At 62.2% G+C, this 21,874-nt stretch carries 23 protein-coding genes, 1 tRNA gene and 1 pseudogene; 16 read left to right on the top strand and 9 right to left on the bottom strand.

All coding sequences use genetic code 11. The annotated features are described in order from the left end of the window. The first annotated feature begins 160 nt into the window (after positions 1–160). The 3 genes from FQ664_RS04690 (at position 161) to FQ664_RS04700 (ending at position 1,758) form a co-directional block, all read left to right on the top strand. The gene (locus FQ664_RS04690) at positions 161–724 is read left to right on the top strand and encodes a GNAT family N-acetyltransferase (protein WP_144170607.1); all 564 of its coding nucleotides are present in this window, start codon (positions 161–163) and stop codon (positions 722–724) included. An 87-nt stretch (positions 725–811) separates the two neighbouring features. Beyond that, positions 812–1,351, top strand: a complete 540-nt coding sequence (locus FQ664_RS04695; protein ID WP_144170608.1) for a hypothetical protein — start codon at positions 812–814, stop codon at positions 1,349–1,351. Between the two features lie 20 nt (positions 1,352–1,371). Beyond that, on the top strand, positions 1,372–1,758 hold the full coding sequence (locus FQ664_RS04700; RefSeq protein ID WP_144170609.1) for a lysozyme inhibitor LprI family protein: 387 nt from the start codon (positions 1,372–1,374) through the stop codon (positions 1,756–1,758). A 144-nt stretch (positions 1,759–1,902) separates the two neighbouring features. On the opposite strand, the gene mnmH is transcribed toward FQ664_RS04700, so the two are convergent. Both mnmH and selD read right to left on the bottom strand, forming a co-directional pair. Beyond that, positions 1,903–3,015 (bottom strand): tRNA 2-selenouridine(34) synthase MnmH, encoded by a 1,113-nt coding sequence (gene mnmH / locus FQ664_RS04710; RefSeq protein ID WP_144170610.1) that lies wholly within the window; start codon positions 3,013–3,015, stop codon positions 1,903–1,905. After that, positions 3,015–4,049 (bottom strand): selenide, water dikinase SelD, encoded by a 1,035-nt coding sequence (gene selD, locus FQ664_RS04715; protein ID WP_144170611.1) that lies wholly within the window; start codon positions 4,047–4,049, stop codon positions 3,015–3,017. The genes mnmH and selD overlap by 1 nt, the downstream gene beginning before the upstream one ends. 126 nt (positions 4,050–4,175) lie before the next feature. Here selD and FQ664_RS04720 point away from each other — a divergent pair, with 126 nt between their 5' ends. From FQ664_RS04720 to phnE, 4 genes are read left to right on the top strand one after another with little or no spacing between them, the layout of a single operon-like run. After that, entirely contained in the window at positions 4,176–5,030 is an 855-nt protein-coding gene (locus FQ664_RS04720) for a putative selenate ABC transporter substrate-binding protein (protein WP_144170612.1), read from the top strand. Positions 5,031–5,050: 20 nt separating this feature from the next. After that, entirely contained in the window at positions 5,051–5,845 is a 795-nt protein-coding gene (locus tag FQ664_RS04725; protein ID WP_144170757.1) for a phosphonate ABC transporter ATP-binding protein, read from the top strand. Continuing rightward, on the top strand, positions 5,839–6,666 hold the full coding sequence (locus FQ664_RS04730) for a PhnE/PtxC family ABC transporter permease (protein WP_144170613.1): 828 nt from the start codon (positions 5,839–5,841) through the stop codon (positions 6,664–6,666). Before FQ664_RS04725 ends, FQ664_RS04730 begins: the two co-directional genes overlap by 7 nt. Then, entirely contained in the window at positions 6,663–7,430 is a 768-nt protein-coding gene (phnE, locus tag FQ664_RS04735; RefSeq protein WP_144170614.1) for a phosphonate ABC transporter, permease protein PhnE, read from the top strand. The genes FQ664_RS04730 and phnE overlap by 4 nt, the downstream gene beginning before the upstream one ends. 129 nt (positions 7,431–7,559) lie before the next feature. Here phnE and FQ664_RS04740 read toward each other — a convergent pair whose 3' ends face one another. The 3 genes from FQ664_RS04740 to FQ664_RS04750 all read right to left on the bottom strand — a co-directional run bounded on the left by FQ664_RS04740 (position 7,560) and on the right by FQ664_RS04750 (position 10,272). After that, a complete protein-coding gene (locus FQ664_RS04740) occupies positions 7,560–8,447 on the bottom strand; it encodes a bestrophin family protein (RefSeq protein ID WP_144170615.1) in 888 nt (295 codons plus the stop codon). Positions 8,448–8,579: 132 nt separating this feature from the next. Continuing rightward, complete coding sequence (locus FQ664_RS04745; RefSeq protein WP_144170616.1) at positions 8,580–9,059, bottom strand: GNAT family N-acetyltransferase; 480 nt, start codon at positions 9,057–9,059, stop codon at positions 8,580–8,582. Between the two features lie 94 nt (positions 9,060–9,153). After that, positions 9,154–10,272 carry a GlxA family transcriptional regulator gene (locus FQ664_RS04750; protein ID WP_144170617.1) on the bottom strand — a complete coding sequence of 373 codons (1,119 nt, stop codon included), beginning with the start codon at positions 10,270–10,272 and terminating at the stop codon, positions 9,154–9,156. Between the two features lie 98 nt (positions 10,273–10,370). On the opposite strand from FQ664_RS04750, the gene FQ664_RS04755 reads away from it, so the two are divergent. From FQ664_RS04755 to alr, 6 genes are all read left to right on the top strand, one after another. Next, positions 10,371–11,243: a substrate-binding periplasmic protein gene (locus tag FQ664_RS04755; RefSeq protein WP_144170618.1), complete on the top strand. Its 873-nt coding sequence runs from the start codon at positions 10,371–10,373 to the stop codon at positions 11,241–11,243. Positions 11,244–11,320: 77 nt separating this feature from the next. After that, complete coding sequence (locus tag FQ664_RS04760; protein ID WP_144170619.1) at positions 11,321–12,109, top strand: amino acid ABC transporter ATP-binding protein; 789 nt, start codon at positions 11,321–11,323, stop codon at positions 12,107–12,109. Next, entirely contained in the window at positions 12,109–12,765 is a 657-nt protein-coding gene (locus tag FQ664_RS04765) for an amino acid ABC transporter permease (protein WP_144170620.1), read from the top strand. Before FQ664_RS04760 ends, FQ664_RS04765 begins: the two co-directional genes overlap by 1 nt. 53 nt (positions 12,766–12,818) lie before the next feature. Continuing rightward, the gene (locus FQ664_RS04770) at positions 12,819–13,445 is read left to right on the top strand and encodes an amino acid ABC transporter permease (protein WP_256675839.1); all 627 of its coding nucleotides are present in this window, start codon (positions 12,819–12,821) and stop codon (positions 13,443–13,445) included. Positions 13,446–13,449: 4 nt separating this feature from the next. Beyond that, positions 13,450–14,877 carry an amidase gene (locus FQ664_RS04775; RefSeq protein WP_144170622.1) on the top strand — a complete coding sequence of 476 codons (1,428 nt, stop codon included), beginning with the start codon at positions 13,450–13,452 and terminating at the stop codon, positions 14,875–14,877. Between the two features lie 233 nt (positions 14,878–15,110). After that, entirely contained in the window at positions 15,111–16,352 is a 1,242-nt protein-coding gene (alr, locus tag FQ664_RS04780) for an alanine racemase (protein WP_144170758.1), read from the top strand. A gap of 118 nt (positions 16,353–16,470) precedes the next feature. Here alr and FQ664_RS04785 read toward each other — a convergent pair whose 3' ends face one another. Genes FQ664_RS04785 through FQ664_RS04795 form a run of 3 tightly spaced genes read right to left on the bottom strand, consistent with a single transcriptional unit; the run spans position 16,471 to position 19,021 of the window. After that, positions 16,471–17,373, bottom strand: coding sequence for a transporter substrate-binding domain-containing protein (locus FQ664_RS04785; protein WP_144170623.1), 903 nt, complete (start codon positions 17,371–17,373; stop codon positions 16,471–16,473). A gap of 27 nt (positions 17,374–17,400) precedes the next feature. Then, entirely contained in the window at positions 17,401–17,751 is a 351-nt protein-coding gene (locus FQ664_RS04790) for a RidA family protein (protein WP_144170624.1), read from the bottom strand. Between the two features lie 28 nt (positions 17,752–17,779). Further along, positions 17,780–19,021: a D-amino acid dehydrogenase gene (locus FQ664_RS04795; RefSeq protein ID WP_144170625.1), complete on the bottom strand. Its 1,242-nt coding sequence runs from the start codon at positions 19,019–19,021 to the stop codon at positions 17,780–17,782. A 107-nt stretch (positions 19,022–19,128) separates the two neighbouring features. Between FQ664_RS04795 and FQ664_RS04800 the strand changes: the two genes are divergently transcribed. Together FQ664_RS04800 and FQ664_RS04805 are read left to right on the top strand one after the other, a co-directional pair. Further along, the gene (locus FQ664_RS04800; RefSeq protein WP_144170626.1) at positions 19,129–20,034 is read left to right on the top strand and encodes a LysR family transcriptional regulator; all 906 of its coding nucleotides are present in this window, start codon (positions 19,129–19,131) and stop codon (positions 20,032–20,034) included. A gap of 47 nt (positions 20,035–20,081) precedes the next feature. Then, a pseudogene (locus FQ664_RS04805) lies at positions 20,082–20,352 on the top strand (VOC family protein); the annotation flags it as partial. A 276-nt stretch (positions 20,353–20,628) separates the two neighbouring features. On the opposite strand, the gene FQ664_RS04810 reads toward FQ664_RS04805, so the two are convergent. Further along, a tRNA-Leu gene (locus tag FQ664_RS04810) sits at positions 20,629–20,713 on the bottom strand. Between the two features lie 107 nt (positions 20,714–20,820). Between FQ664_RS04810 and queA the strand changes: the two genes are divergently transcribed. Beyond that, complete coding sequence (gene queA / locus FQ664_RS04815; RefSeq protein WP_144170627.1) at positions 20,821–21,870, top strand: tRNA preQ1(34) S-adenosylmethionine ribosyltransferase-isomerase QueA; 1,050 nt, start codon at positions 20,821–20,823, stop codon at positions 21,868–21,870. The last annotated feature ends 4 nt before the right edge of the window (positions 21,871–21,874 follow it).

Raw genomic sequence — 21,874 nt, forward strand, 5'->3', positions numbered from 1 at the left:
GGTCTTGAGATCGAGCGCCGCCTGCGCGGCGCTCGATTTCCGCATCACCACAAAACTCAAAGCAGGCACCCATCAAACACCCCCCAACCCCGAGACCTGCCCCACCCACCCCACATGAAGTTAAACTGTCATCTCCCCAGCAATGGACAGGAGATCCGGCGTGACCCCACCCCGCAGTTTCCCCAGTGACCTCTGCCTCGACAGCCCGCGTCTGCAATTGCGCCCCATGCGCCATGCCGATGCCGCGCAATGGCTGGCGATCATGGCCGACCCCGAGGTCATGCGCTATTGGCACCATGCACCCTGGCAAGACCTGGCCGAAGCCGAAAGCGCCCTGGCCGCCGACCGCGAAGCCTATGCCAATGGTGACCAGCTCAAGCTTGGCATGTACCGCCGTGACAACGGCGAACTGATCGGCATGGTCCAGTTGTTCAACATCGACGATGTCTCCCGCCGTGGTGAAATCGGCTACTGCCTGGCCAGCGCGGCGCAGGGCAGGGGTTACATGGACGAAGCATTGACCTGCTTCATCGACTACCTCGCCCACACCTTGCACATGCGCCGGCTGGAAGGCGAGATCGATCCGCGCAACCAAGGCTCGGCGCGCACTCTGGAGCGCCAGGGCTTCGTGCTCGAAGGCACCCTGCGGGCGCGCTGGTGCGTGGCCGGCGAGCTCTCCGACTCGGGGCTCTATGGCCTGCTGCTGGAACCGCCGGTTGCCTGATCTGCTTATCATCCCGTCGAAGGTTTGGAAGCGGGGCAGGGCCTGGGTTATGGTCGCAGCCTGTCCCGTTTCCACCAGGTGTACCCCTTGCCCGTTTTCTACCTGAGCTTCAGCCTGCTGCTGTATCTGCTCTCGCTGTTTTTCGATGGCGCGCTGATGAGTGGCGAGCGCTACATGCCGGCCTTGCAGATGCTGCTGTACGGGCCATGGGGCATGCCCTTCGGGTTGTACCAGTGGTTTGCCAACCCGCTGCTGGCCGTGGCGATCCTTGCCCATCGACGCTTTCGTCGGCTGGCATTGCTGGTCGGGCTGGTGGCTGTGTACCTGGCGGCCAGCAGTCTCGGAATTGACCGCTTGCCGGACAACCAGAGCTATGAGTTTCATGACCTGACCGGTTTGGGTGCCGGTTTCTACCTGTGGCTGGCGGCGATGGTGGTGTTTTGCGTGGGCCAGGCCTGGCATTGCTGGAGGGCACGCAGCGCCGACGACATGCCGGGCTGGAGTTGGCTGGATGTGGTGTTGATTGCGGCGTTGGGGGTGGCCATTTATGCGGCGACGCAGATGCCATCGTTACGTTTCGAGCCGGGCAAGGTGCTTATGCCGCCGGAACAACCGCAGACGCTTTGATACTCACAAGGAGGGTTGGCATGATCAAGCATTACCTGGCAGGCCTGGCACTGGCTGGCGTGCTGCCGTTGGCGGGGGCGGACGACTACACGGCGGCCTACGGGCAGTGCATGGACAAGGCGTCCAGTACCGTGGCCATGAGCGCGTGCATTCAGGCCGAGACGCAGTTGCAGGACCAGCGTTTGAACCGGGTGTACAAGCAGTTGCTGGGCAAGCTGGATGCCGGGCAGCAGAAGAGCCTGCGTGATGTGCAGCGCAAGTGGCTGGCCTATCGCGATGGCAATTGTCAGTTCCATGTACAAGCCAGTGGCGGGACCATGGCTCAGTTGGAAGGCGGGGCCTGTGTCATGGATATGACCCGCGACCGGGCGGCGGAGTTGGAGCGGGTGCTCAGCCCTGGGCAGTGAGGCTCACTTCGGGAAGCCAGCACCGTCCGTGAGGGCGGCGCAGTCATTGTGGGAGCGGGTTTACCCGCGAAGAAGGCGACTCGGTGCATGGCACGGGCTCCGCCCGTGTTCGCGGGTAAACCCGCTCCCACAGAGGCCCTGTTTTTACTTGCGCGGTGCGCGCAGCGCCCGCGCCTTGAGGTACTCGCGCACTTCCACGGCATCCCCGGCAAACTCGATACGCTCTGCCTTGGCTGCGCGCTGGTAGGCATACATCGGGTCGTAATACTCGTTCAACAACCCTTCGATCCAGCCCCGATGCAGGTCCACCGCGCCGCTGCGCTGCTGTTCTTCCAGGGCCTGGCGCAGGATTTCCGCCAGCCGCTGATAGCGCTCTCCCCCTAAGCGTTTGTAGATGTTGGCCATGCTCTGCAGCATCCGTTCGGCAAACAGCCGGGGGCCGTCTTCTTCGCCATGCACACTGACGAACTCGGCGCTGAGGTTGATCACGTAGTCGCGCAGGATGCGTTCCACCCGGTTGGCGAAGCTGTCTTCCAGCCACACCAGCGGGTACTGCTGCATACCCTGGTAAAGCTCCAGCGGCACCGTGCAACTGCCCACGATGCGGCCTTCATCCTCCAGCACGAACTGCTCGATGCCACGGGCGCGCTTCTTCAGCACGTCGATGGCCAACTTGTTCTCGAAGTCGATCTGCGCCGGCTGCGCAGTGGCGCGCTTGCCGAAGCTGGAACCACGGTGGTTGGCGTGGCCTTCCAGGTCGAGCACGTTATCCAGCTGGTGCAGCACGTCGGTCTTGCCGGTGCCGGTCAGGCCGCCCACCAGCACGAAATCGCATTGCTCCACTGCCTGCTCGGTAGTCTCCAGCAGGAAGGTACGCATGGCCTTGTAGCCACCTTTGACGCGCGGGTACTGGATGCCCGCCTCATCGCGCAGCCAGCCCTGCACGATTTGCGAGCGCAGGCCGCCACGGAAGCAGTACAGGTAGCCTTCCGGGTGAGCCTGGGCGAACGCAGCCCAGGCTTCCAGGCGTGCCTGCTTGGTGGCGCCACTGACCAGTTGGTGGCCCAGGGCGATGGCGGCGGCCTGGCCCTGCTGCTTGTAGCAGGTGCCGACCCTCTGCCGCTCCTGGTCGTTCATCAGCGGCAGGTTGACCACGCCAGGGAAGGCGCCTTTGGCAAATTCGACAGGTGCGCGCATGTCCATCATCGGCACGTCGTCGAGGAACAACTGGCGGAAGTCGGTGCAGTCGGGGCGCATCAGATCACCTCGACCGCGTGGCTCTGTCGCTCGACCAACTGGCCGACCGGCGCCAGTTGCAGGCCCAGTTCGGCGGCCACCGCCAGGAACTCGGCTTCACCTTCCGGGGTGACCGCCACCAGCAGGCCGCCGCTGGTTTGCGGGTCGCACAGCAGGTGCTTCTGGTCGTCGCTCAGGGCGCCGATCTTGTGCCCGTAGCTGTCGAAGTTGCGCAGGGTGCCACCGGGGATGCAGCCCTCGGCCAGGTAGTGGTCGACGCTGGGCAGGCGCGGTACGGCGGCATAGTCCAGGTGCGCGGTAAGGCCGCTGCCTTCGGCCAGCTCCACCAGGTGGCCGAGCAGGCCGAAGCCGGTGACGTCGGTCATGGCCTTGACCCCGTCGAGCTTGCCGAAACGGCTGCCTGGGGTGTTGAGGGTGCACATCCAGTCGCGGGCCAGGCCTTGGTCCTGCGCGCGCAGCTTGGCCTTTTTCTCGGCGGTGGTGAGGATGCCGATGCCCAGTGGCTTGGTCAGGTACAGGCGGCAGCCTGCGCTGGCGGTGTCGTTGCGCTTGAGATGGCGCTTGCTGACCACACCGGTGACGGCCAGGCCGAAGATCGGCTCGGGGGCGTCGATGGAGTGGCCGCCGGCCAGCGGGATGCCGGCTTCGGTGCACACCGCACGGCCACCGCGGATCACTTCGCGGGCTACTTCCGGTGGCAGCACGTTGACCGGCCAGCCGAGGATGGCAATCGCCATCAGCGGGTCGCCGCCCATGGCGTAGATGTCGCTGATGGCGTTGGTGGCGGCGATGCGGCCGAAATCGTACGGGTCATCGACGATCGGCATGAAGAAGTCGGTAGTCGAGACCACGCCGCGCTCGTCGTCCAGCGCGTACACGGCAGCGTCGTCACGCGAGGCGTTGCCCACCCACAGTTTCGGGTCCAGGGCCTGGGCGCCACTTTCGGCGAGGATCACATCCAGCACCTTCGGGGAGATCTTGCAGCCACAGCCGGCACCATGGCTGTATTGGGTCAGGCGAATCGGCTCGCTCATGTGTACCTCGGCAGGTCAATTTGTTGCGCGATTGTAGCAAAGCTGGCCTTTGGGCCTGCGCCTCTTATAATTCCCGGTGTCGGCGCATAGGCCGACCTTTCCCCGCTATTGAACCGGAGAACACCCATGCTCAAACGCCCCTTGGCGCTCGCCGCCGGCCTCGTGCTGTCTTGCTGTGCCGTTGTCGCCCAGGCTGCTGACACCCTGCGGGTCAGCGCCATCCCTGACGAAGCACCGACCGAACTGCAGCGCAAGTTCAAGCCGTTGGGCGAGTACCTGGCCAAGCAGTTGGGCATGGACGTGAAGTTCGTACCGGTTGCCGACTACCCGGCAGTGGTCGAGTCGCTGGCCTCCGATCGCCTCGACCTGGCCTGGCTGGGCGGCTTCACCTTCGTCCAGGTGCACCTGAAGGACCCGAGCGCCACACCGCTGGTGCAGCGTGAACAGGATGCCCAGTTCACCTCCAAGTTCATCACCGCCAACCCCGACGTGAAGAGCCTGGCCGACCTCAAGGGCAAGTCGTTCGCCTTCGGTTCCATCTCGTCCACCTCGGGCAGCCTGATGCCGCGTTACTTCATGCTCAAGCAGGACAGCATCAAGCCTGAAGACTACTTCGGCCGTGTTGCCTACTCCGGCGCCCACGACGCCACCGTGGCCTGGGTGCAGGCTGGCAAGGTCGATGGCGGCGTGCTCAACGCCAGCGTGTGGCAGAAGCTGGTGGATGCCGGCAAGGTCGATACCGCCAAGGTGAAGGTGTTCGCCACCACCCCGACCTACTTCGACTACAACTGGACCGTGCGCGGCAACATGGACCCGGCGCTGAAAGAGAAGATCAAGAAAGCCTTCCTCGACCTCGACCCGGCCAACCCGGAACACAAGGCGATCCTCGACCTGCAGGCCGCCAGCCGCTTCATCGAGACCAAGCCTGAGAACTACGTGGGCACCGAGCAGGCTGCACGCGAGGCCGGCCTGCTCAAGTGACATCGACAGTGGCTTCCAACCTGGCTATTCATCTGCACGAGGCCGGTCTGCGCCATGGCCAGGTGCGCGCGCTTGACGCAGTGAGCCTGCGCATCGGCGAGGGCGAGCGCGTCGCCATCATCGGGCCTTCGGGGGCGGGCAAGTCCAGCTTGCTGCACCTGATGGCCACGGCTATCCAGCCCAGCAGCGGGCACCTGGAGCTGCTCGGCGAGCAGCCTTGGGCATTGTCTGGCAGGGCGCGTCAGCGCCTGCGTGCGCGGGTTGGCCTGGTGCACCAGGCACCGCCCTTGCCGCCGCGCCAGCGGGTGGTGACGGCGGTGCTGGCCGGCCGCCTGGGGCAGTGGGGCATGCTGCGCGGCTTGCTCAACCTGCTGTATCCCAGTGATGTGCCGGGGGCGCGCCAGGTGCTGGCCGAACTGGGGCTGGCCGACAAGCTGTTCGTGCAGTGCGGGCAATTGTCCGGTGGCCAGTTGCAGCGGGTGGGTATTGCCAGGGCGCTGTACCAGCGGCCGCAGGTGTTGCTGACCGACGAGCCGGTGTCGGCCATGGACCCGGTGCTGGCCGACCACAGCCTGGCCTTGCTCAACCGCCATGCCCAGGCCAACGGTGTGACCCTGGTGGCGAGCCTGCATGCCGTGGACCTGGCGCTGGCGCACTTCCCGCGGGTGATTGGTATCCGCGAAGGGCAGGTAGTGTTCGACTGCCCGGCGCAAGCGGTGACCGAGCAGCTGCTGGATGCGTTGTATGCCAACGAACAACTGGCCTCCCCGCCAAGCCAGGGGCCGACCCTGACCGTGCAGATTCCGCGATGCTGAAGCTCGATGCCCGCGACCCGGCGCTGCTGCCGCGGTTGCTGCTGACCTTGCTGGCGGTGGCGGTGCTGTGGCCTGGCGTGCAGTTGAGCGAATTGAACCCCGGCGTATTGCTGCAGGCGGAGAACCGCCAGCAGATCGCCAGTTTCACCAGTGCCTTCTGGCCGCCGGCACACGATGCCGACTTCCTTTCGCTGCTGTATGAAGCCACCTTGCAGACCTTGGCCGTGGCGACGGCCGGCATGGCGTTGGCGTTGCTGCTGGCGGTTCCTGCCGGCCTGCTGGCCAGCCGTGCCCTGTCGTTGCGCGCCGCCTCACGTGGTGGTCGCGCCGGGTTGTGGTCGCGCCTGCTGCGCCTGCCGGTGCGCTGGTTGCTGATTTTCCTGCGCAGTGTGCCGGAAATCGTCTGGGCGTTGCTGTTCGTGCGGGCCGTGGGGTTGGGGCCGACGGCGGGCGTGCTGGCCATCGCCATCACCTACAGTGGCATGCTCGGCAAGGTCTATGCCGAGATCTTCGAGTCGGTCGACCAGCGCCCGGCCCATGCCTTGCTGCAGGCGGGTAGTGGCCGGCTGACGGCATTTCTCTACGGCATCCTGCCCAGTGCGGCGTCCGAAGTGGTGTCCTACACCGTGTACCGCTGGGAGTGCGCGGTACGCGCCTCGGTGGTGATGGGCTTTGTCGGTGCTGGCGGGTTGGGGCAGCAGATCGACCTGTCGATGCGCATGTTTGCCGGGGCGGAGGTGGCGAGCATGCTGCTGACGTTCCTGATGCTGGTGATGCTGGCCGATCTGCTCAGCCGCTTGCTGCGCTGGAGGCTGGCATGAACCGGGTGATCAACGTGCTGGTGCTTGGCGCCATCGTGGCGGCGGTGATGACCTCGTTCGCTTACCTGGAGCTGGACTTGCAGGCGCTGGTCGGCAACGGTGGGCTGGGGCAGATGGGGGAATATGCCGGGCGTTTCCTGCACCCGGACCTGTCTGCCGGGCACCTGCGCGCGGTTGCGCACGGGGCGCTGGAAACCCTGGCCATGTCGGGCCTGGGTACCTTGTTGGCGATGGTGCTGGGCATGCTGCTGGCGCTGCCGGCCGCTGGCCGGTTCGGTTGGCCGTTGCAGGCCTGTGCGCGGTTGCTGCTGAATGCCCTGCGGGCCATCCCGGAACTGGTGTGGGCCGCGCTGACGGTGCTGGCGGCCGGGCTTGGGCCGAATGCCGGTACCCTGGCGTTGGCGCTGCATACCGCTGGCGTGCTGGGGCGGCTGTTTGCCGAGGCGCTGGAGAACGCACCGCCGGAGCCGGCAGCGGCTATCCGCTTGCAGGGCGGCAGTCAGGTGGCGGCATTCTGCTTTGGCACCTTGCCCAATCTGTGGCCGCAGCTGTTGGCTTACAGCCTGTACCGCTGGGAGAACAACATCCGCATGGCCAGCGTGCTGGGGTTTGTCGGGGCTGGCGGGTTGGGGCAGATGCTGTACACCACCTTGAGCCTGTTCCAGGAGGCCCAGGCCAGCACGGTGATCATGGGCATGCTGGTGCTGGTGTTGCTGGTGGATGCGTCAAGTGATGTGTTGCGCCAGCGCCATGTGCGGGCCTGATAGATTGCCGGGGCCGCGTTGCGGCCCTTTCTCCGGCAAGCCAGTTCCCACAGGTACGGTGCAAGGTCACAGGATTCCACGCCCCTGTGGGAGCTGGCTTGCCGGCGAGAGGGCGGTTGAGGTTGGGCACTAAGCCAACTCCCCACACTGCGCTTCCCGCTGCATCGACTCCAGGTTCCGCTCGATCGTCTCGCAAATGCTGTCCATCTGGATCTGGTGCTCACTGAACCTGAACGGGCTCTGCAGGTCGGTGCCGATCCGCTCGATGGCCAGTAGCATGAAACCTACCACCGTCGAAGCCAGTGGCGTGAACCAGCCCAGCGACTCCACCAGCCCCACCGGCACGATCAGGCAGAACAGGGTGATGAATAGCCGCGGAAAGTACACGTAAGGGTAGGGCAGCGGCGTATTGGCGATCCGCTCCATGCCGCCCTGGGCATTGGACAGGTCCACCAAAGTCGACTCCAGCCTTGCCAGGCGAATGCTGTCCAGCCGCCCGGCCTGGTACTCCCGCGCCAGCAGCGCCGCCGAACCACTCAGAATGTCGTTGGCGAAGTTGTTCGAGCGGTTGCGCCGCTCGAATTCCGCAGGTGGGATGAATGCCATCAGTTCATCCGGGCAGCGCTCACCCTTCAAGTGCGCCGCCAGGCAGTTCACATAGGCGATATGCCGGCGCAGCAGGGTAGCCTTGACCGGGTTGTGGTCAGCATCCGGGTCATCTATCAAGGTCAGCGTCTGCCGCGCGAAGCTGCGCGAACTGTTGACCAGCGCCCCCCACAAGGTGCGTGCTTCCCACCAGCGGTTGTAGGCGCTGCTGTTGCGAAAGCTCACCAGTACCACCAGCGCCGAGCCCAGCAAGGTCAACGGGATCAGCGGCAGGCTGAACTTGCTGTTGAAGAACAGCATGAAATCGATGGTGACCAGCACATCCCAGATCAGCAGCCAGAACAGTGACCAGCCGATGTAGCCGATGGTCTTTACGGCCAGGCGGTACTTGCGGACGATGATGTCTTTCACGCGGGGTACCTCGAAACGCGGGAGATGCAGGATCGGACGTCGAGGTGGGGCGAAGGTTCGCTGGGTGATTGTTGCAAGGGATTTGGGATCTTCTCGTTCAGCCCAATGCAGTGCATCGCTGACTCAGCCGGGTTAAATCAACACCTGTTTCATCTGCACCAACGCCACCCGCGAACCATCCCACGCCTGCCGTTCCTCGATGCCGAACGGCACGAAGCCCAGCTGTGGATAAAGCAGCAGGCCCGCTGTGTTGTGGTTGAAGCACGACACCCATACCTCCCGGGCTGCGAACTGTTGGCGGGCCAGTTCGATCATGGCAGTTACCAGGTAGCGCGCTACGCCGTGGCCGCGTGCGGCGTGGGCCACGACCACGTTGCCCAGGGCGCACACGCCGCCGTGTTCGGCCTTGTAGAAGTTGGCGAATGCCAGCACCGTGCCGTTGCCTTCCACCACCGTGGAGCCGCTGCGCTGGGCGATGGCGTTGGTCAGCTGGGCGGGGGTGAGGGGATGGCTGGCTTTGGGGAACATGTAGAACAGCTCGTCCGGGCCCTGCGGGAAGCTGCAGATCACGGGGATGTCGTCGGGCTGTACGGGGCGGTGGCTCAGGCGCATGGCTAGTCCTTATGTGCTGGCTGATCGGGCCTCTTCGCGGGCAAGCCCGCTCCCACAGGGTAGGGGCAGTATCGCTGTGGGTGTGTTCGCAACGTCACATTTTGCCCCGCGACGGGTCAATGCTCACTGGGGGCGCGTTTCGCATCAGCTCTTTGCGCAATTTGCCGGGGGACATGCCGAACAGGTTCTGGAAATGCCGAATGAAATGCGGAGCATCGGCAAAACCGCATTCGAAAGCGATTTCCCCGATATGTCGATCCGAGCTGATGAGCAGCCAGCGGCCAAACCGGAGTCGAACCTGGCGATAGAACTGGGCCGGAGTGCTACTGGTTTCGGCGACAAACAGCCGCTCCAGTTGCCGTTTACTGGTACCGACAAGGTTCGCGATCGCGTCGATATCCAAAGGCTCGGTCATGTGCTTTTCCATCAGCATCACGGCTTCGTGCAGGCGCCTGTTCGAAGAGCTGGCGTAGCCAAGTGCCTTGCGCCGATCGACGAAACTGCCAGAGCTGCTTTTCGCGACGGTCATCTGGTGAACGACCTTGCCGGCCCGATCCGGGCCGCAATGCATCCCGATAAGATGGATGGCCAACTCAATCACCGAGATACCACCGGCGCAGGTGATCCGATCCTTGTCGATGAGGAAATCACTGTTGCTGACAAAGCGCAATCGCGGGAACAGACGTTTCCAGTCATCGCAATGGTAGGCATGCACGCAGGCAGTACGTCCCTCCATCAGGCCATGTCGCGCGAGCACGAAACTGCCTGTGCACAGGCCGATCAATGGCACGTCAGCGGTGGCCGCCTGGTGCAGGAATGCCGGATAAGTCTTCGGCGCTGTCTCCAGGTAATCCAGTAGCCCGCCAATCACCACGATGTAATCAAATTGATGAGGGTCGGTGAGTTCACTGTCGATGGGTACATCCAGCCCGCAACTGGAAATGACTCTTTGCCCGGGGGTACCGAGGACTTTCCATTGGCATCGTATCGGGCGGCTCTGATCGCCGGTATCGGCAGCATGTCGCAACGCATCGGTCAGCCCCGAGAGTGACAGCAAGGGGAAGCGCGGCCATAGCACGATCCCTATAGACAACTCGGTGGCGCCGCGTCGGCTTGGCGGATGTCGTGCCTGACCCTTGTCAAGCGCTTCCACGAGGCTTGCGCTGGAGGCGGTGGGCAGTGCATCTCCGAAATGTCGCAAATATTCAATCATTCCTGCAAACCATCCAACAAGTTATGCCGTTGATCACCATACGATGAGCGCCTGCCTAACACCATGTTGTTCATAAAAAAACAATCGAGGAGCACGTGATGAAAAAGCGCAATGTTCAACGTTTCGCCGGTATCTATGCGGGTTTGCTGGTCTCCATGCTGGCCTCGCTACCGGCATTCGCACTGGAAACGGTAGAGCCGGGAAGCCTGACTGTCGCATTCACCGGGGATATGCCGGGGACCGGTTATCAAGATAGCCGGATGGTCGGCTACGACGGTGAAATCCTTCAACAAATATCTGAAAAGCTGGGTTTGAAGGTCAAGCCGGCCTTGATGGACTGGGCCAGCACCATCGCCTCAGTACAAGCCAACCGCGTGGATGTCATGGCCGGCACCATGGGCTGGACCGAGCAGCGCGCGAAGATCATGACCGTGAGCGACCCGATTCACTATTTCAAGAACGGCATCACCCAGACCGACAAGACCAACTGGAGCAGCCTCAAGGATTTGCAGGGCAAGAAGGTCGGCACCATCACGGGTTTCTCGTTCATCCCTGAGATGCGCAAGATCGAAGGGTTGCAAGTAGCGCTGTACGACACTTCCGATGCTGCGGTGCGCGATCTCCTCGCCGGGCGCATCGATGCCGTGATTGGCGATCCTCCAGTCATGCAATACGCCATTTTCCGCAACCAGCAGTGGCACCTGCGCTTCAACGCTTTCACCGACAACGATCCGAATTTCCCACTGCTGACCGGGCTGGGGCAGGTGGTGTACGGCTTCAACAAAGGTGCCAGCCCGCAGCTGGTGGCTGCCGTGAACGAGCAGATCCAGACCCTCTGGAAAAGCTGTGAGATGCGCAAGATCGGTGCCCGCTACGGTTTGACTCAGGATGTCTGGTATGTACCGCAAGGCAAGGACCTGAGGCAGGGTGTCGACCGTCCGGCAGACTGGCAACTGCCCGGCTGCAAGTAAGCGCTTGAGCGGATGAATCGGTCTGGTGGCCCGTGCCGGTTCATCGCCATGTCAATAAAAAAAAGAGGTTAACCAAGATGTCGACCCCGTCCGAACCTGCGTTGCTGCGCGTGCATGACCTGCATAAAAGTTATGGTGATCTGGAGGTGCTCAAGGGCATCAGCCTGGAGTTGAAGGCCGGTGAAACGCTGTCATTGATCGGCCCCAGCGGGTCGGGAAAGTCCACTTGCCTGCGTTGCATCAATTACCTGGAAAAACCCACCCAAGGCGATATCTGGCTGGGGGACGAGTTGATCGGACAGGTCAAGGACGGTAAACGCATACGTCTGATGAGTGATCGGGAAATGGCCCCGCAGCGACGCGAGATCGCGATGGTGTTCCAGCTCTTTTACCTCTGGCCGCATTTGAGCGTACGCGACAACGTCGCGCTGGGGCCGATCAAGGCGCAGGGGATGCCGCGCAAGCAGGCCTACGAGCTGGCTGATGCCATGCTGGAAAAAGTCCATCTGCGGCACAAGGCCGAGGTCTATCCCGAGCAGTTGTCCGGCGGACAACAACAGCGGGTGGCGATCGCCCGAGCGTTGGCCCAACAACCTAAAGTCATCCTGTTCGACGAGCCGACCTCGGCACTGGACCCCGAACTGGTGGGGGAAGTGCTGGCCGTGATTCGTGAGCTGGCGCAAGAGGGCCGCACCATGATCATGGTGACCCACGAAGTGCGCTTCGCTCGAGATGTGGCGGATCGGGTGATCTTCATGGACGGCGGACACATTGTCGAGCAAGGGCCTTCGGCGCAGGTAATCGACAGCCCACGTCATGAGCGTACCCGCAGTTTTCTTGGGCGCATGGCCATGGAGGGCGCTTGATGGCGAACTTCGAGGTCTTTCTCGGGCTATTGCCCCTGTTGTTGAAAGGCGCGCTCACCGCCCTGGAAATCGCGCTGTGTACCTTGCTGCTGGCGAGTGCCGGTGGCGTGGTACTGGCTGTGTTGCTGACGTTCAGTCGCTCACGGCTGCTGCATGGCGTGATCGGCTGTTTCATTGAGTGGATGCGCAATGTTCCGGCGCTGGCGCATCTGTTCCTGATCTATTTCGGTCTCTCCTACCTTGGTATCAACTTGCCCGCGTGGCTGGCCGCCATCGTTGGCTTGAGCCTGGTAGGCAGTGCGGTATTGGCCGACATTTTCCGTAGTGGCTTGCAGTCGCTGCATGTCGGTCAGCATGAAGCCGGGTTGGCTGTCGGTCTGAGCCGGATGCAGATTCTGCGCTGCATTCTCCTGCCCCAGGCCCTGCGCGTGACATTGCCAGCGTTCGCCAACTACGTCACGCAATTGATCAAGGACACCTCCATCGCCTCAGCCATTGCCGTGCCGGAAATCATGTTCCTGGCGCGCAATCTGGTGACGTCGACCTTCGAGACTTCACTGATCTATCTGGCTGTGATGTGCATCTACGCCGCGATGATTCTACCGATCGGTGTGGGGTTCATTCGGCTCGAACGTCATTTTGGGAGTGCGCGATGATCAGTTTTTTTCAGCAATACCCGGAGTACTGGAGCGACTGGAGCGTCCGCCTGATGCTCGGTGCACGGATCACCGCCGAATTGTCCCTGATAGGGTTCGCCCTGGCGGTCGTGCTGGGGGCGTTGTTGGTCTGGGCGATGCGAAGCCCGAGCGCCATTCTGAAGCGGTTGGCAGCGTTCTTTATCCAGAGCATGCGTGCAGTACCGCTTCTGGCGTTGCTGCTGGCCCTGTATTTCGCGTTGCCCAGCCTGGGGTTGACCTTGTCCGGCTATTGGGCCGGGGCCATCGGCCTGGGTTTGCAGGGGGCCGCGTACGTTGCGGAAATTCTGCGTGGCGGCCTGGATTCGCTGCATCGCGGCCAGCGCGAAGCGGCTATCGCGATCGGATTGACGCCGCTGAAAGCGTTTACCAGCGTCATCCTGCCGCAAGTGTTTCGCGTCATTTTGCCGCCACTGCTCAACGCCTACGTGTCGATCCTCAAGGACAGCTCGTTGTGTGCCCTGATCGCCACCGACGAGTTGATGCTGGCAGCGCGGGCCATCGCTTCGGAAACCTTCCTGCCAATGCATGTCTTCCTGCTGGTAGGGCTGTTCTATTTCGTTATCGCCTTCCCTCTTTCAATGCTGTCGCGTGTGCTTGAAAAGCATGTTTCACGCGGACGCAAAACCGTGCGAGGTTGAACATATGAACACCATGGATCAGGTAACTTCCCACAGCATTGCCCAGTTGCAACAGGCGCTGCAGGCCGGCTCGCTGACCAGTGAAGCGCTGGTGCGTGCGCAACTGGCGCGCATCGAGCGTTTTGACCAGCAGCTGAATGCCTATGTCGAGGCCTATCCCGCGCGTGCCTTGAGTGCGGCCATTGCCGCGGATCGCCAGCGTGCGTCCGGCATCCACCTGGGGCCGCTGCATGGCATTCCTCTGGCGATCAAGGACTTGTTCGAGATCGAAGGCCAGGCCATCACGGGTGGGTCATTGGCGCAAGAACCGCGTGTTTCGAGGCTGACCGCCACTGCAGTGCAACGCCTGGAGCGTGCCGGCGCAATCATTCTTGGCAAGGCCCAAACGGTCGAATTCGCTTTCGGCGGCTGGGGCACCAACGCGGTGATGGGTACGCCGTGGAACCCGTGGGACCGTAACGTACATCGCGCTCCGGGTGGTTCAAGCAGCGGTTCGGCAGTGGCCGTGGCCAGCGGATTGGCGAGCGCGGCGTTGGGTACCGATACCGGCGGTTCGGTGCGGATTCCGGCGGGTATGTGCGGCTTGGTCGGGCTGAAAACCACGCGTGGGCTCGTCAGCCGCCATGGCTTGATCGAGCTGTGTCCTTCGTTGGATTCGGTAGGGCCTATCACGCACACGGTAGAAGATGCGGCGTGGATGCTGGATGCACTGCTGGGCCCAGACCCGCTGGATCCGGTTTCGGCCCAGGCACCTGTGTTCAGCGCTGCTGCCGGTCTCGATCGGCCGGTAGCCGGTTTGCGCATCTGGGTGTTGCCACAGGCCGAACGAGCGCATGTCGCTCCGGGGGTGCTGAAGGCTTACGATTTGGGGCTCAAGCAGTTGGCCGCACTGGGCATGCAACTGATAGAGCAACCGCTACCCACCTCGTTGGAACAGTGCATGCGCATTGCTGGTGGGCTGATGAGCGCCGAAGGTTATGCCAGCCTGGGTAGCTTGTTCGAGCGCGATGATCTGCGTTTCGATCCCCATGTTCAACGTCGCATACTCAGTGGTCGCGCCATCGACGCAGCGTCGTATATCCAGTTGCACAATCAGCGCCGCGCCGCTCGGCACGCCATGCAGGAGGCCATGACCAACATAGACGCCTGCGTGTTCCCGACCAACGCTATCGGCAGTGTGCCGTTGGATGAGGTCGACGAATATGGCACGCCACTGGCCTTGTTGGGGCGGTTCGCCAATTTGTTGAACTTGTGTTCGGTGGCGCTGCCCATCGGGTTCGATGACAAGCGCATGCCTGTCTCGATGCAGATTGTGGGTCGGGCCTTCGCCGAACCGCTGATTCTGCGCATCGGCCATGCCTATCAACAGGTCAGCGACTGGCACACGCTACGGCCTGAGGGTTGGGAGCTGGCAGACAAAGCGGTTGCATGATCTATGTGACGGCTTGATATATCCCTGAGTATCACCTTGGCGGTACCCCAGGCAGGAGGGGCAATAAGGTTTTTTGCCCGGTGCTTAGTTTATTTTGGTCGTTGATGTAGTGTTTCTTGCTGCACGTCAAGTCAAGCCACTTTCTTGCTTGGTTAGTGGCTTGCGCAGGGAAAAACATGACTGTAAGCTTCGCCGCCCTAATAAGCTGTATTGTGTACCAGGAGATGTATTGTATGCCTTTAACACGGACTGTTATTGCTCTTTCCTTGGCGATGATCATAGGGCAAGGGTATGTTCAGGCTGCGCCATTGCTTTCGTTGGATAATGCGCAGTCTGAACAGGCCGTGGCAACCAGTAACGCATGGGTTGAAATTAACCAGGCGGTGTTTGAAAACAATATCCGTATGCTGCAGAGCACCTTGACGAATAAATCGCGGCTTTGTGCCATTCTCAAGGCGGATGCCTATGGGCACGGTGTCGCTTTATTGATGCCGTCGGTCATGAAGATGGACGTGCCCTGCGTAGGCGTTGCCAGCAATGAAGAGGCGCGTATCGTGCGTGAAGGCGGGTTCAAGGGTGAACTTGTCCGCGTGCGCACAGCGACCTTGGCCGAGGTGGAAGGCGCATTGCCATACAAGATGGAGGAGCTGGTCAGTAGCCTCGATCATGCTCGCGAAACGGCCGCTATCGCTGAAAAACACGGGAAGCGCCTGAAGGTTCACCTGGCGTTGAACGCAGGTGGCATGAGCCGTAACGGCCTTGAAATGAGCACTGAACACGGTCGGCAAGACGCCTTGGCGATCACGCGTTTGGCGCCTCTGGAACTGGTCGGCATCATGACCCACTTCGCAGTGCAGGATAAGGATGATGTTCGGCAAGGGCTCAATGCTTTCAATGAGCAAGCGGCTTGGCTGATAAAGGCTGCCGGCATTGATAGAAGTAAAATCACCCTTCATGCGGCGAATTCCTATGCGACGTTGGAAGTGCCTGAGTCGCACCTGGACATGGTACGTGCGGGCGGTGCCTTGTATGGGATGATGCAACCATCGCATGCCCAGTACAAACCTGTCATGCAGGTCAAGTCATACGTGGCGTCTGTTAACCCCTACCCGAAAGGCAATACCGTGGGGTATGACCGGACAGTGACACTGAGTCGTGATTCAAAACTTGCGAATATTCCCGTGGGGTTCTCTGATGGCTACCGTCGCGCGCTTACCAATAAAGGCATGGTCCTGGTAAATGGACAGCGTGCGCCAGTGGTAGGGAAAGTCTCCATGAATACCGTCATGGTGGACGTGACAGATATCCCGGCTGTGCGGGCTGGCGATCAAGTTGTGCTCTTCGGTAAACAAGGGGCGAATGAGATCACCCAGGGTGAAATTGAAGAACTCAGCGGAACATTGCTGGTTGACCTTGCTACGATTTGGGGGAGTAGCAACCCGCAAACCCTGGTGACGGAGAAAATATCCAATTAACCTGTAACAGGACGAGTTGCTCCTGCGATAATAACCCGCCGCAGTAGCGACGTTTGGCAGTGACGCTTTCCAGTCACTGCCGTTCCGTGATGTTTACGGGATGAACGCCGGGCTCGAGCTACTGCACCGGATCACTCACCGGCTTGGCAAAGATGGCCTTGAGTTCGCTGGTCATCGGGAACTCCAGGTTCAAGCCTTTAGGCGGAATCGGCTGCTGGAACCAGCGCTGGTAGATCCCGTTGATTTCCCCTGAGCTGTACAGCTCGCCCAGCGATGCATTCACCAGCGCCAGGAACTGTGGGTCATCCTTGCGTACCATGCAGCTATAGATTTCCCGCGACTGCTCTTCTCCGACCACCACCCAGTTGTGCGGGTCGCGGGCCTTGGCGCGTTCGCCGTAGAGCAGCGCATCGTCCATGTAGAACGCCGACGCCCGGCCGGACTGCAACATCTGGAAAGCTTCGCCATGGTCCTTGGCGCTGATCACGTGCATGTCCATCTTGTTATCGACGTTGTAGCTCTTCAGGTAACGCTCGTTGGTGGTGCCGGCGGTGGTCACCACATTCTTGCCGCGCAGGTCGGCGAAGCTCTTGATCCCGCTGTTCTTGGCCGTCAGCAACTGGCCTTTGACATAGATGAACCCATAGGAAAACGCCACCTGCTTCTGTCGCTCTGCGGTGACGCCGGTCGAGCCGCATTCCAGGTCGACGGTACCGTTCTGCACCAGCGGAATACGGCTTTGCGAGGTCACCAGGTTGTACTTCACCTGGAGCTGGGGCAACGCCAGCTTCTGCTGCACCCGCTCGACGATCTTGCTCGCCAGGTCTACCGAGTAGCCCATCGGGCGGCCCGAGTGATCGCCCACGTAGGAGAACGGCACTGAAGCATCGCGATAGCCCAGGGTGATGCTGTTGGCTTTGGCAATCTTGCTCAAGGTAGGACCCAGCGCTGCTTCGTCAGCATGGACCTGAGAGCCTAGCAACAGGGCAAGGGTGCAGCCGATCAACGTGATTTTTTGCATTGTTGTTCTCCGTTGTGGGTAAGTGGGTCAGCGACGTGCTGCGATCACGGATATTTCCACCAGCACCTGCGGGCGCGCCAGTTCGGCCTGCAAAGTGGTGCGGCTGGGGGCCTGGCCGGGTGACAACCAGGCAGACCAGACGTCATTCATTGCTGCGAAATCCTTGCCGATGTCCTTCAGGTAGATGGTCGCGCTGAGCAGATGGTCTTTGTCGCTGCCTGCCTCGGCCAGCAGTGCGTCGATTTTTTCCAGTACCTGGCCAGTCTGGCCGGCGGCATCGGTGGCGTCGCCCGGCACCTGGCCGGAGAGAAACACCAGCTCGCCGAAGGTTACGGCTGCGGACAAGCGTGGATTGGGCTGGATGCGGTCAATAGTCATTGGGTGGTCCTTTCAGGGGGGGAGGGGTTCACGCCGCACGGGGCGTAAAACCCTGCAGGTCGATGGAGGGGTGGCGCTGGCCGATCAGTTCACTGAGCAAGCGTGCGCTGGCGCAGGCCAGGGTAAAGCCCAGCGCACCATGGCCAAGGTTCAGCCACAGGTTGCGATACGCCGTGGCGCCCAGCAGCGGCACGCCGCTAGGGGTCGCCGGACGCATGCCGGCCCATTCGATGGCGTAGTCGTAGTCACCGGCATTGGCGAAGGTTTCGCGGGCCTGGCGTTTGAGCAGGGCCAGGCGCTTGGGGTCCAGCGATGGATCGAAACCGACAATGTCGACCATCGCCGCTATCCGCAACTGCTCACCGATTCGGGCGTAGACGATCTTGCGGTCATAGTCGGTGATGCTCAGGTCCGGCGCCCGGTGCTGGGCACCGATCGGAACTGTCAGGCTATAACCCTTGAGCGGATACAGCGGCAGGTTGACACCCGGCAGTGCCAGCAACGCACTGCGATGGCCGGCCGCAACGACCAGATGCTCCACTGGCAGCACCTCGTCGCCCAGTTCAATCGCACTCACCACGCCATGTGCATGGCGAATTCCGGACACGGCCTGGCCCAGGCGGAATTTGCAGCGTCCCGACGCCTGCAAGCGCGCCGCCAGTTGCTGGCAAAAGCCGTGGCAATCGCCGACTTCTTCATCCGGGGTATAGATGGCGCCGACAAAGGGCGCCTCTGCCAGTGCCGGGTCCAGACGGGTGCAGTCGGCGTGCGACAGCACCTGTTGTTGCTGGGGCGCGGCAAGGTTCTTGCGCGCATGTTCGAAGCTGCTGGTCTGGCGGAAGGTGACCAGCTTGCCGTTACGCCGCCAGTGGAAACTACCCAGGCCATCCTCTTCACGCCAGGTTTGCAAGGTGGACTGGCTCAACAGCGCGAGGCGCAACAGATGGCCTGCGTTGGCGCGGTTGACCGAGGAGCGGCAAGCCCCGAGGAAAGCTGCCATCCATCGCCACTGTGCAGCATCGAAGCGCGGCCGCAATCTCAGCGGTGAGTCACCGCGCAGCATCCAGCCAATAGCCTGCAAGGGCACACCGGCGTCGGCCAGGGGCGCCACGTAGCGATAGGACAACTGGCCGCCGTTGGCGAAGCTGGTTTCACTGCCCAGCGAATCGCGCGCCTCGATCAGCGTCACCTCAAAGCCGTCGCGTACCAGTGCGTAAGCGGTTGACAGGCCAATGACGCCACCGCCGATGATGCATACATGCTTAGCCATGTCAGTCCTGGATCGTTGTTGGAACGAGCTTGAGGTTAGGGCCAGGTGACAGGTGGCGAAAAATGAATAAAGATCGCTGAGCCATAAACAAAGGTTATAGGCTTGCCATGCGCCTTCGCCATATCGAGATTTTCCAGGCCATCCGCCAGACCGGCTCGGTCAGCGGTGCCGCGCAGTTGCTGCACGTTTCCCAGCCTGCCGTGACCAAGGTGCTGCAACATGCCGAGCAGCAACTGGGCTTTCCGTTGTTCCTGCGGGTGCGTGGCAAACTGCAGCCCACGCCTGAAGCGCTGGAGCTGGAGCGTGAGGTCGACAAGGTCACGGAGAGCCTGCAAGGGGTGCGCCGCCTGGCGCAAAGCCTGCGTCGCGCGCCGGGCCACAGCCTGCGGATCGGTGCGACCCCGGCGCTGGCCCTGTCGCTGCTGCCGCCGGCCATTCATGAGTGGGTGCAGCGTTATCCGGACATCGCCTGCGAGCTGTCCAGCGCCCACAGTCGCGAACTGGTGCAGAACCTGCTGATGCGGGAGATCGATGTCGCCCTGACCCTGCAACAGCCAGATCACCCTGCGCTCAAGGCTCAGGCGCTGGCCAGCGGGGTGTTGGTGGCATTGGCACCAGCAGGTTATTGGCCGCTGGAAGATGAAGGCAAGCCGCTGCCGTTGACGGCATTGGCAGGTGCGCCGTTGATCGGGCTGTCCAGCGCCGACCCGCTGTCGGTCCGCCTCGACAGCTACCTCAAGGCGGTCGAACCAGCGCCACAGGTGAGCATTGCGGTGCAGACCTATTCACTGGCCAGGGCGATGGTCGAATCCGGTGCAGGGCTGGCGGTAATCGACCCCTTCACCGCCCTTGGCGCGGCGCCTGGGGCGACCGCGATTCGGCCCTTGGCCCCGGCGCTGCCGATCACCCTATATGCGGTGACCCGCACTGCCGAACCGCCACCGCATACCCTGAGCGAGCTGCTGATGATTTTCAGTAGCCGCGCCCAGGGGCAACTGGATCGTTGGCGCTGATCGCAAATAAGCCCGGAAACGTTATTGCTATTCATGGAGGATTTTGGCTGGAGCAGGACTGGCAGAGTGAGTCACCCTGGCGGGTCGGCCCGTTGGAGGCGCCCTACGGTCGGGGGGATCAACCTGTCGATCGAATGCGCTGATGCAAGCGCAATGGTGGCGGCGCTGGAGGATGCGCGGCATACCATCAGAGACCCGATTGAGGAGCGTTGGTACCGCAAGGGGGGCATGCTGGTAGGGCAGCGTAATTTCCTGGTGCAGGACCCGGACGGGTACCTGCTTCGGTTTGCTGAAGATCTCGGCATGAAGAACGCCTGAGCGCTGAGCGGCAGTGCGGCGCCGGGCGGACTCTCATGGAGCTGTACATAACTGATTGAATTAGCGGGGGCACTGTGGGAGCGGCTTTAGCCGCGAACACCGGCGCAGCCGGTGCCATGCGCCGCATTGGATTCTTCGCGGCTAAACCCGCTCTTACAGGGTATGCGGACCGCTTGCGAACTCGGTTCTCTACGCGACAGCGCAGCTCAAAGGGCTGGGCGCGTGCAAATCGCAGGCGAAAAAAAACCGACCGTAAGGTCGGTTTTTTCCGGATTTTGGTGCCCCGAGGGAGACTCGAACTCCCACTCCTTTCGAAAACGGATTTTGAATCCGCCGCGTCTACCAATTCCGCCATCAGGGCATGTGGCGCGCAGTATAGAGAGGCTCCGCTGGTCGGTCAATCGGCTTTCATGGTCAATTTTCACACATTGGGCTAAACTTCCCGGCCCTGCCGAACCGAACATCATCATGCGCGTCGCCGATTTTTCCTTCGAACTCCCTGATTCCCTGATCGCCCGCCACCCGTTGGCTGAGCGCCATGGCAGCCGTCTGCTGGTGCTCGATGGGCCAACCGGCGCGCTGGCGCACCGGCAATTCCCCGACCTGCTCGAGTACCTGCGCCCCGGCGACCTGATGGTGTTCAACAACACCCGGGTCATCCCGGCGCGGCTGTTCGGCCAGAAAGCCTCCGGCGGCAAGCTGGAAGTACTGGTCGAGCGTGTGCTCGACAGCCACCGCGTGCTGGCGCATGTCCGTGCCAGCAAGGCGCCGAAAGAAGGCGCGGTGATCCTCATCGATGGCGGCGGCGAGGCTGAAATGGTTGCGCGCCATGACACGCTGTTCGAGCTGCGCTTCACCGAAGAGGTGCTGCCACTGCTCGACCGCGTCGGCCACATGCCGCTGCCACCCTATATCGACCGCCCGGATGAGGGCGCCGACCGTGAGCGCTACCAGACCGTGTACGCCGAACGTGCCGGTGCGGTCGCCGCGCCCACTGCTGGCCTGCACTTCGACGAGGCGCTGCTGGAGAAGATCGCAGCCAAGGGCGTTGAACGGGCGTTCGTCACCCTGCACGTGGGCGCCGGCACCTTCCAGCCGGTGCGGGTCGACAAGATCGAAGACCACCACATGCATAAAGAGTGGCTCGAAGTGGGCCAGGATGTGGTCGATGCCATCGAGGCCTGCCGTGCCCGTGGCGGCCGGGTGATCGCGGTCGGTACCACCAGCGTGCGTTCGCTGGAGAGCGCGGCGCGCGATGGCGTGCTCAAGGCCTTCAGCGGCGACACCGACATCTTCATCTACCCGGGCCGGCCGTTCCATGTGGTCGACGCCCTGGTCACCAACTTCCACCTGCCGGAGTCCACGCTGCTGATGCTGGTCTCGGCCTTCGCCGGCTACCCCGAGACCATGGCCGCCTATGCGGCGGCGGTCGAGCAGGGGTACCGCTTCTTCAGTTACGGTGATGCCATGTTCATCACCCGCAATCCGGCGCCACGCGGGCCCGAGGATCAAGCATGAGTCG

Origin of the sequence: Pseudomonas persica (assembly GCF_900291015.1) — a bacterium.
Classification (GTDB): Bacteria; Pseudomonadota; Gammaproteobacteria; order Pseudomonadales; family Pseudomonadaceae; genus Aquipseudomonas.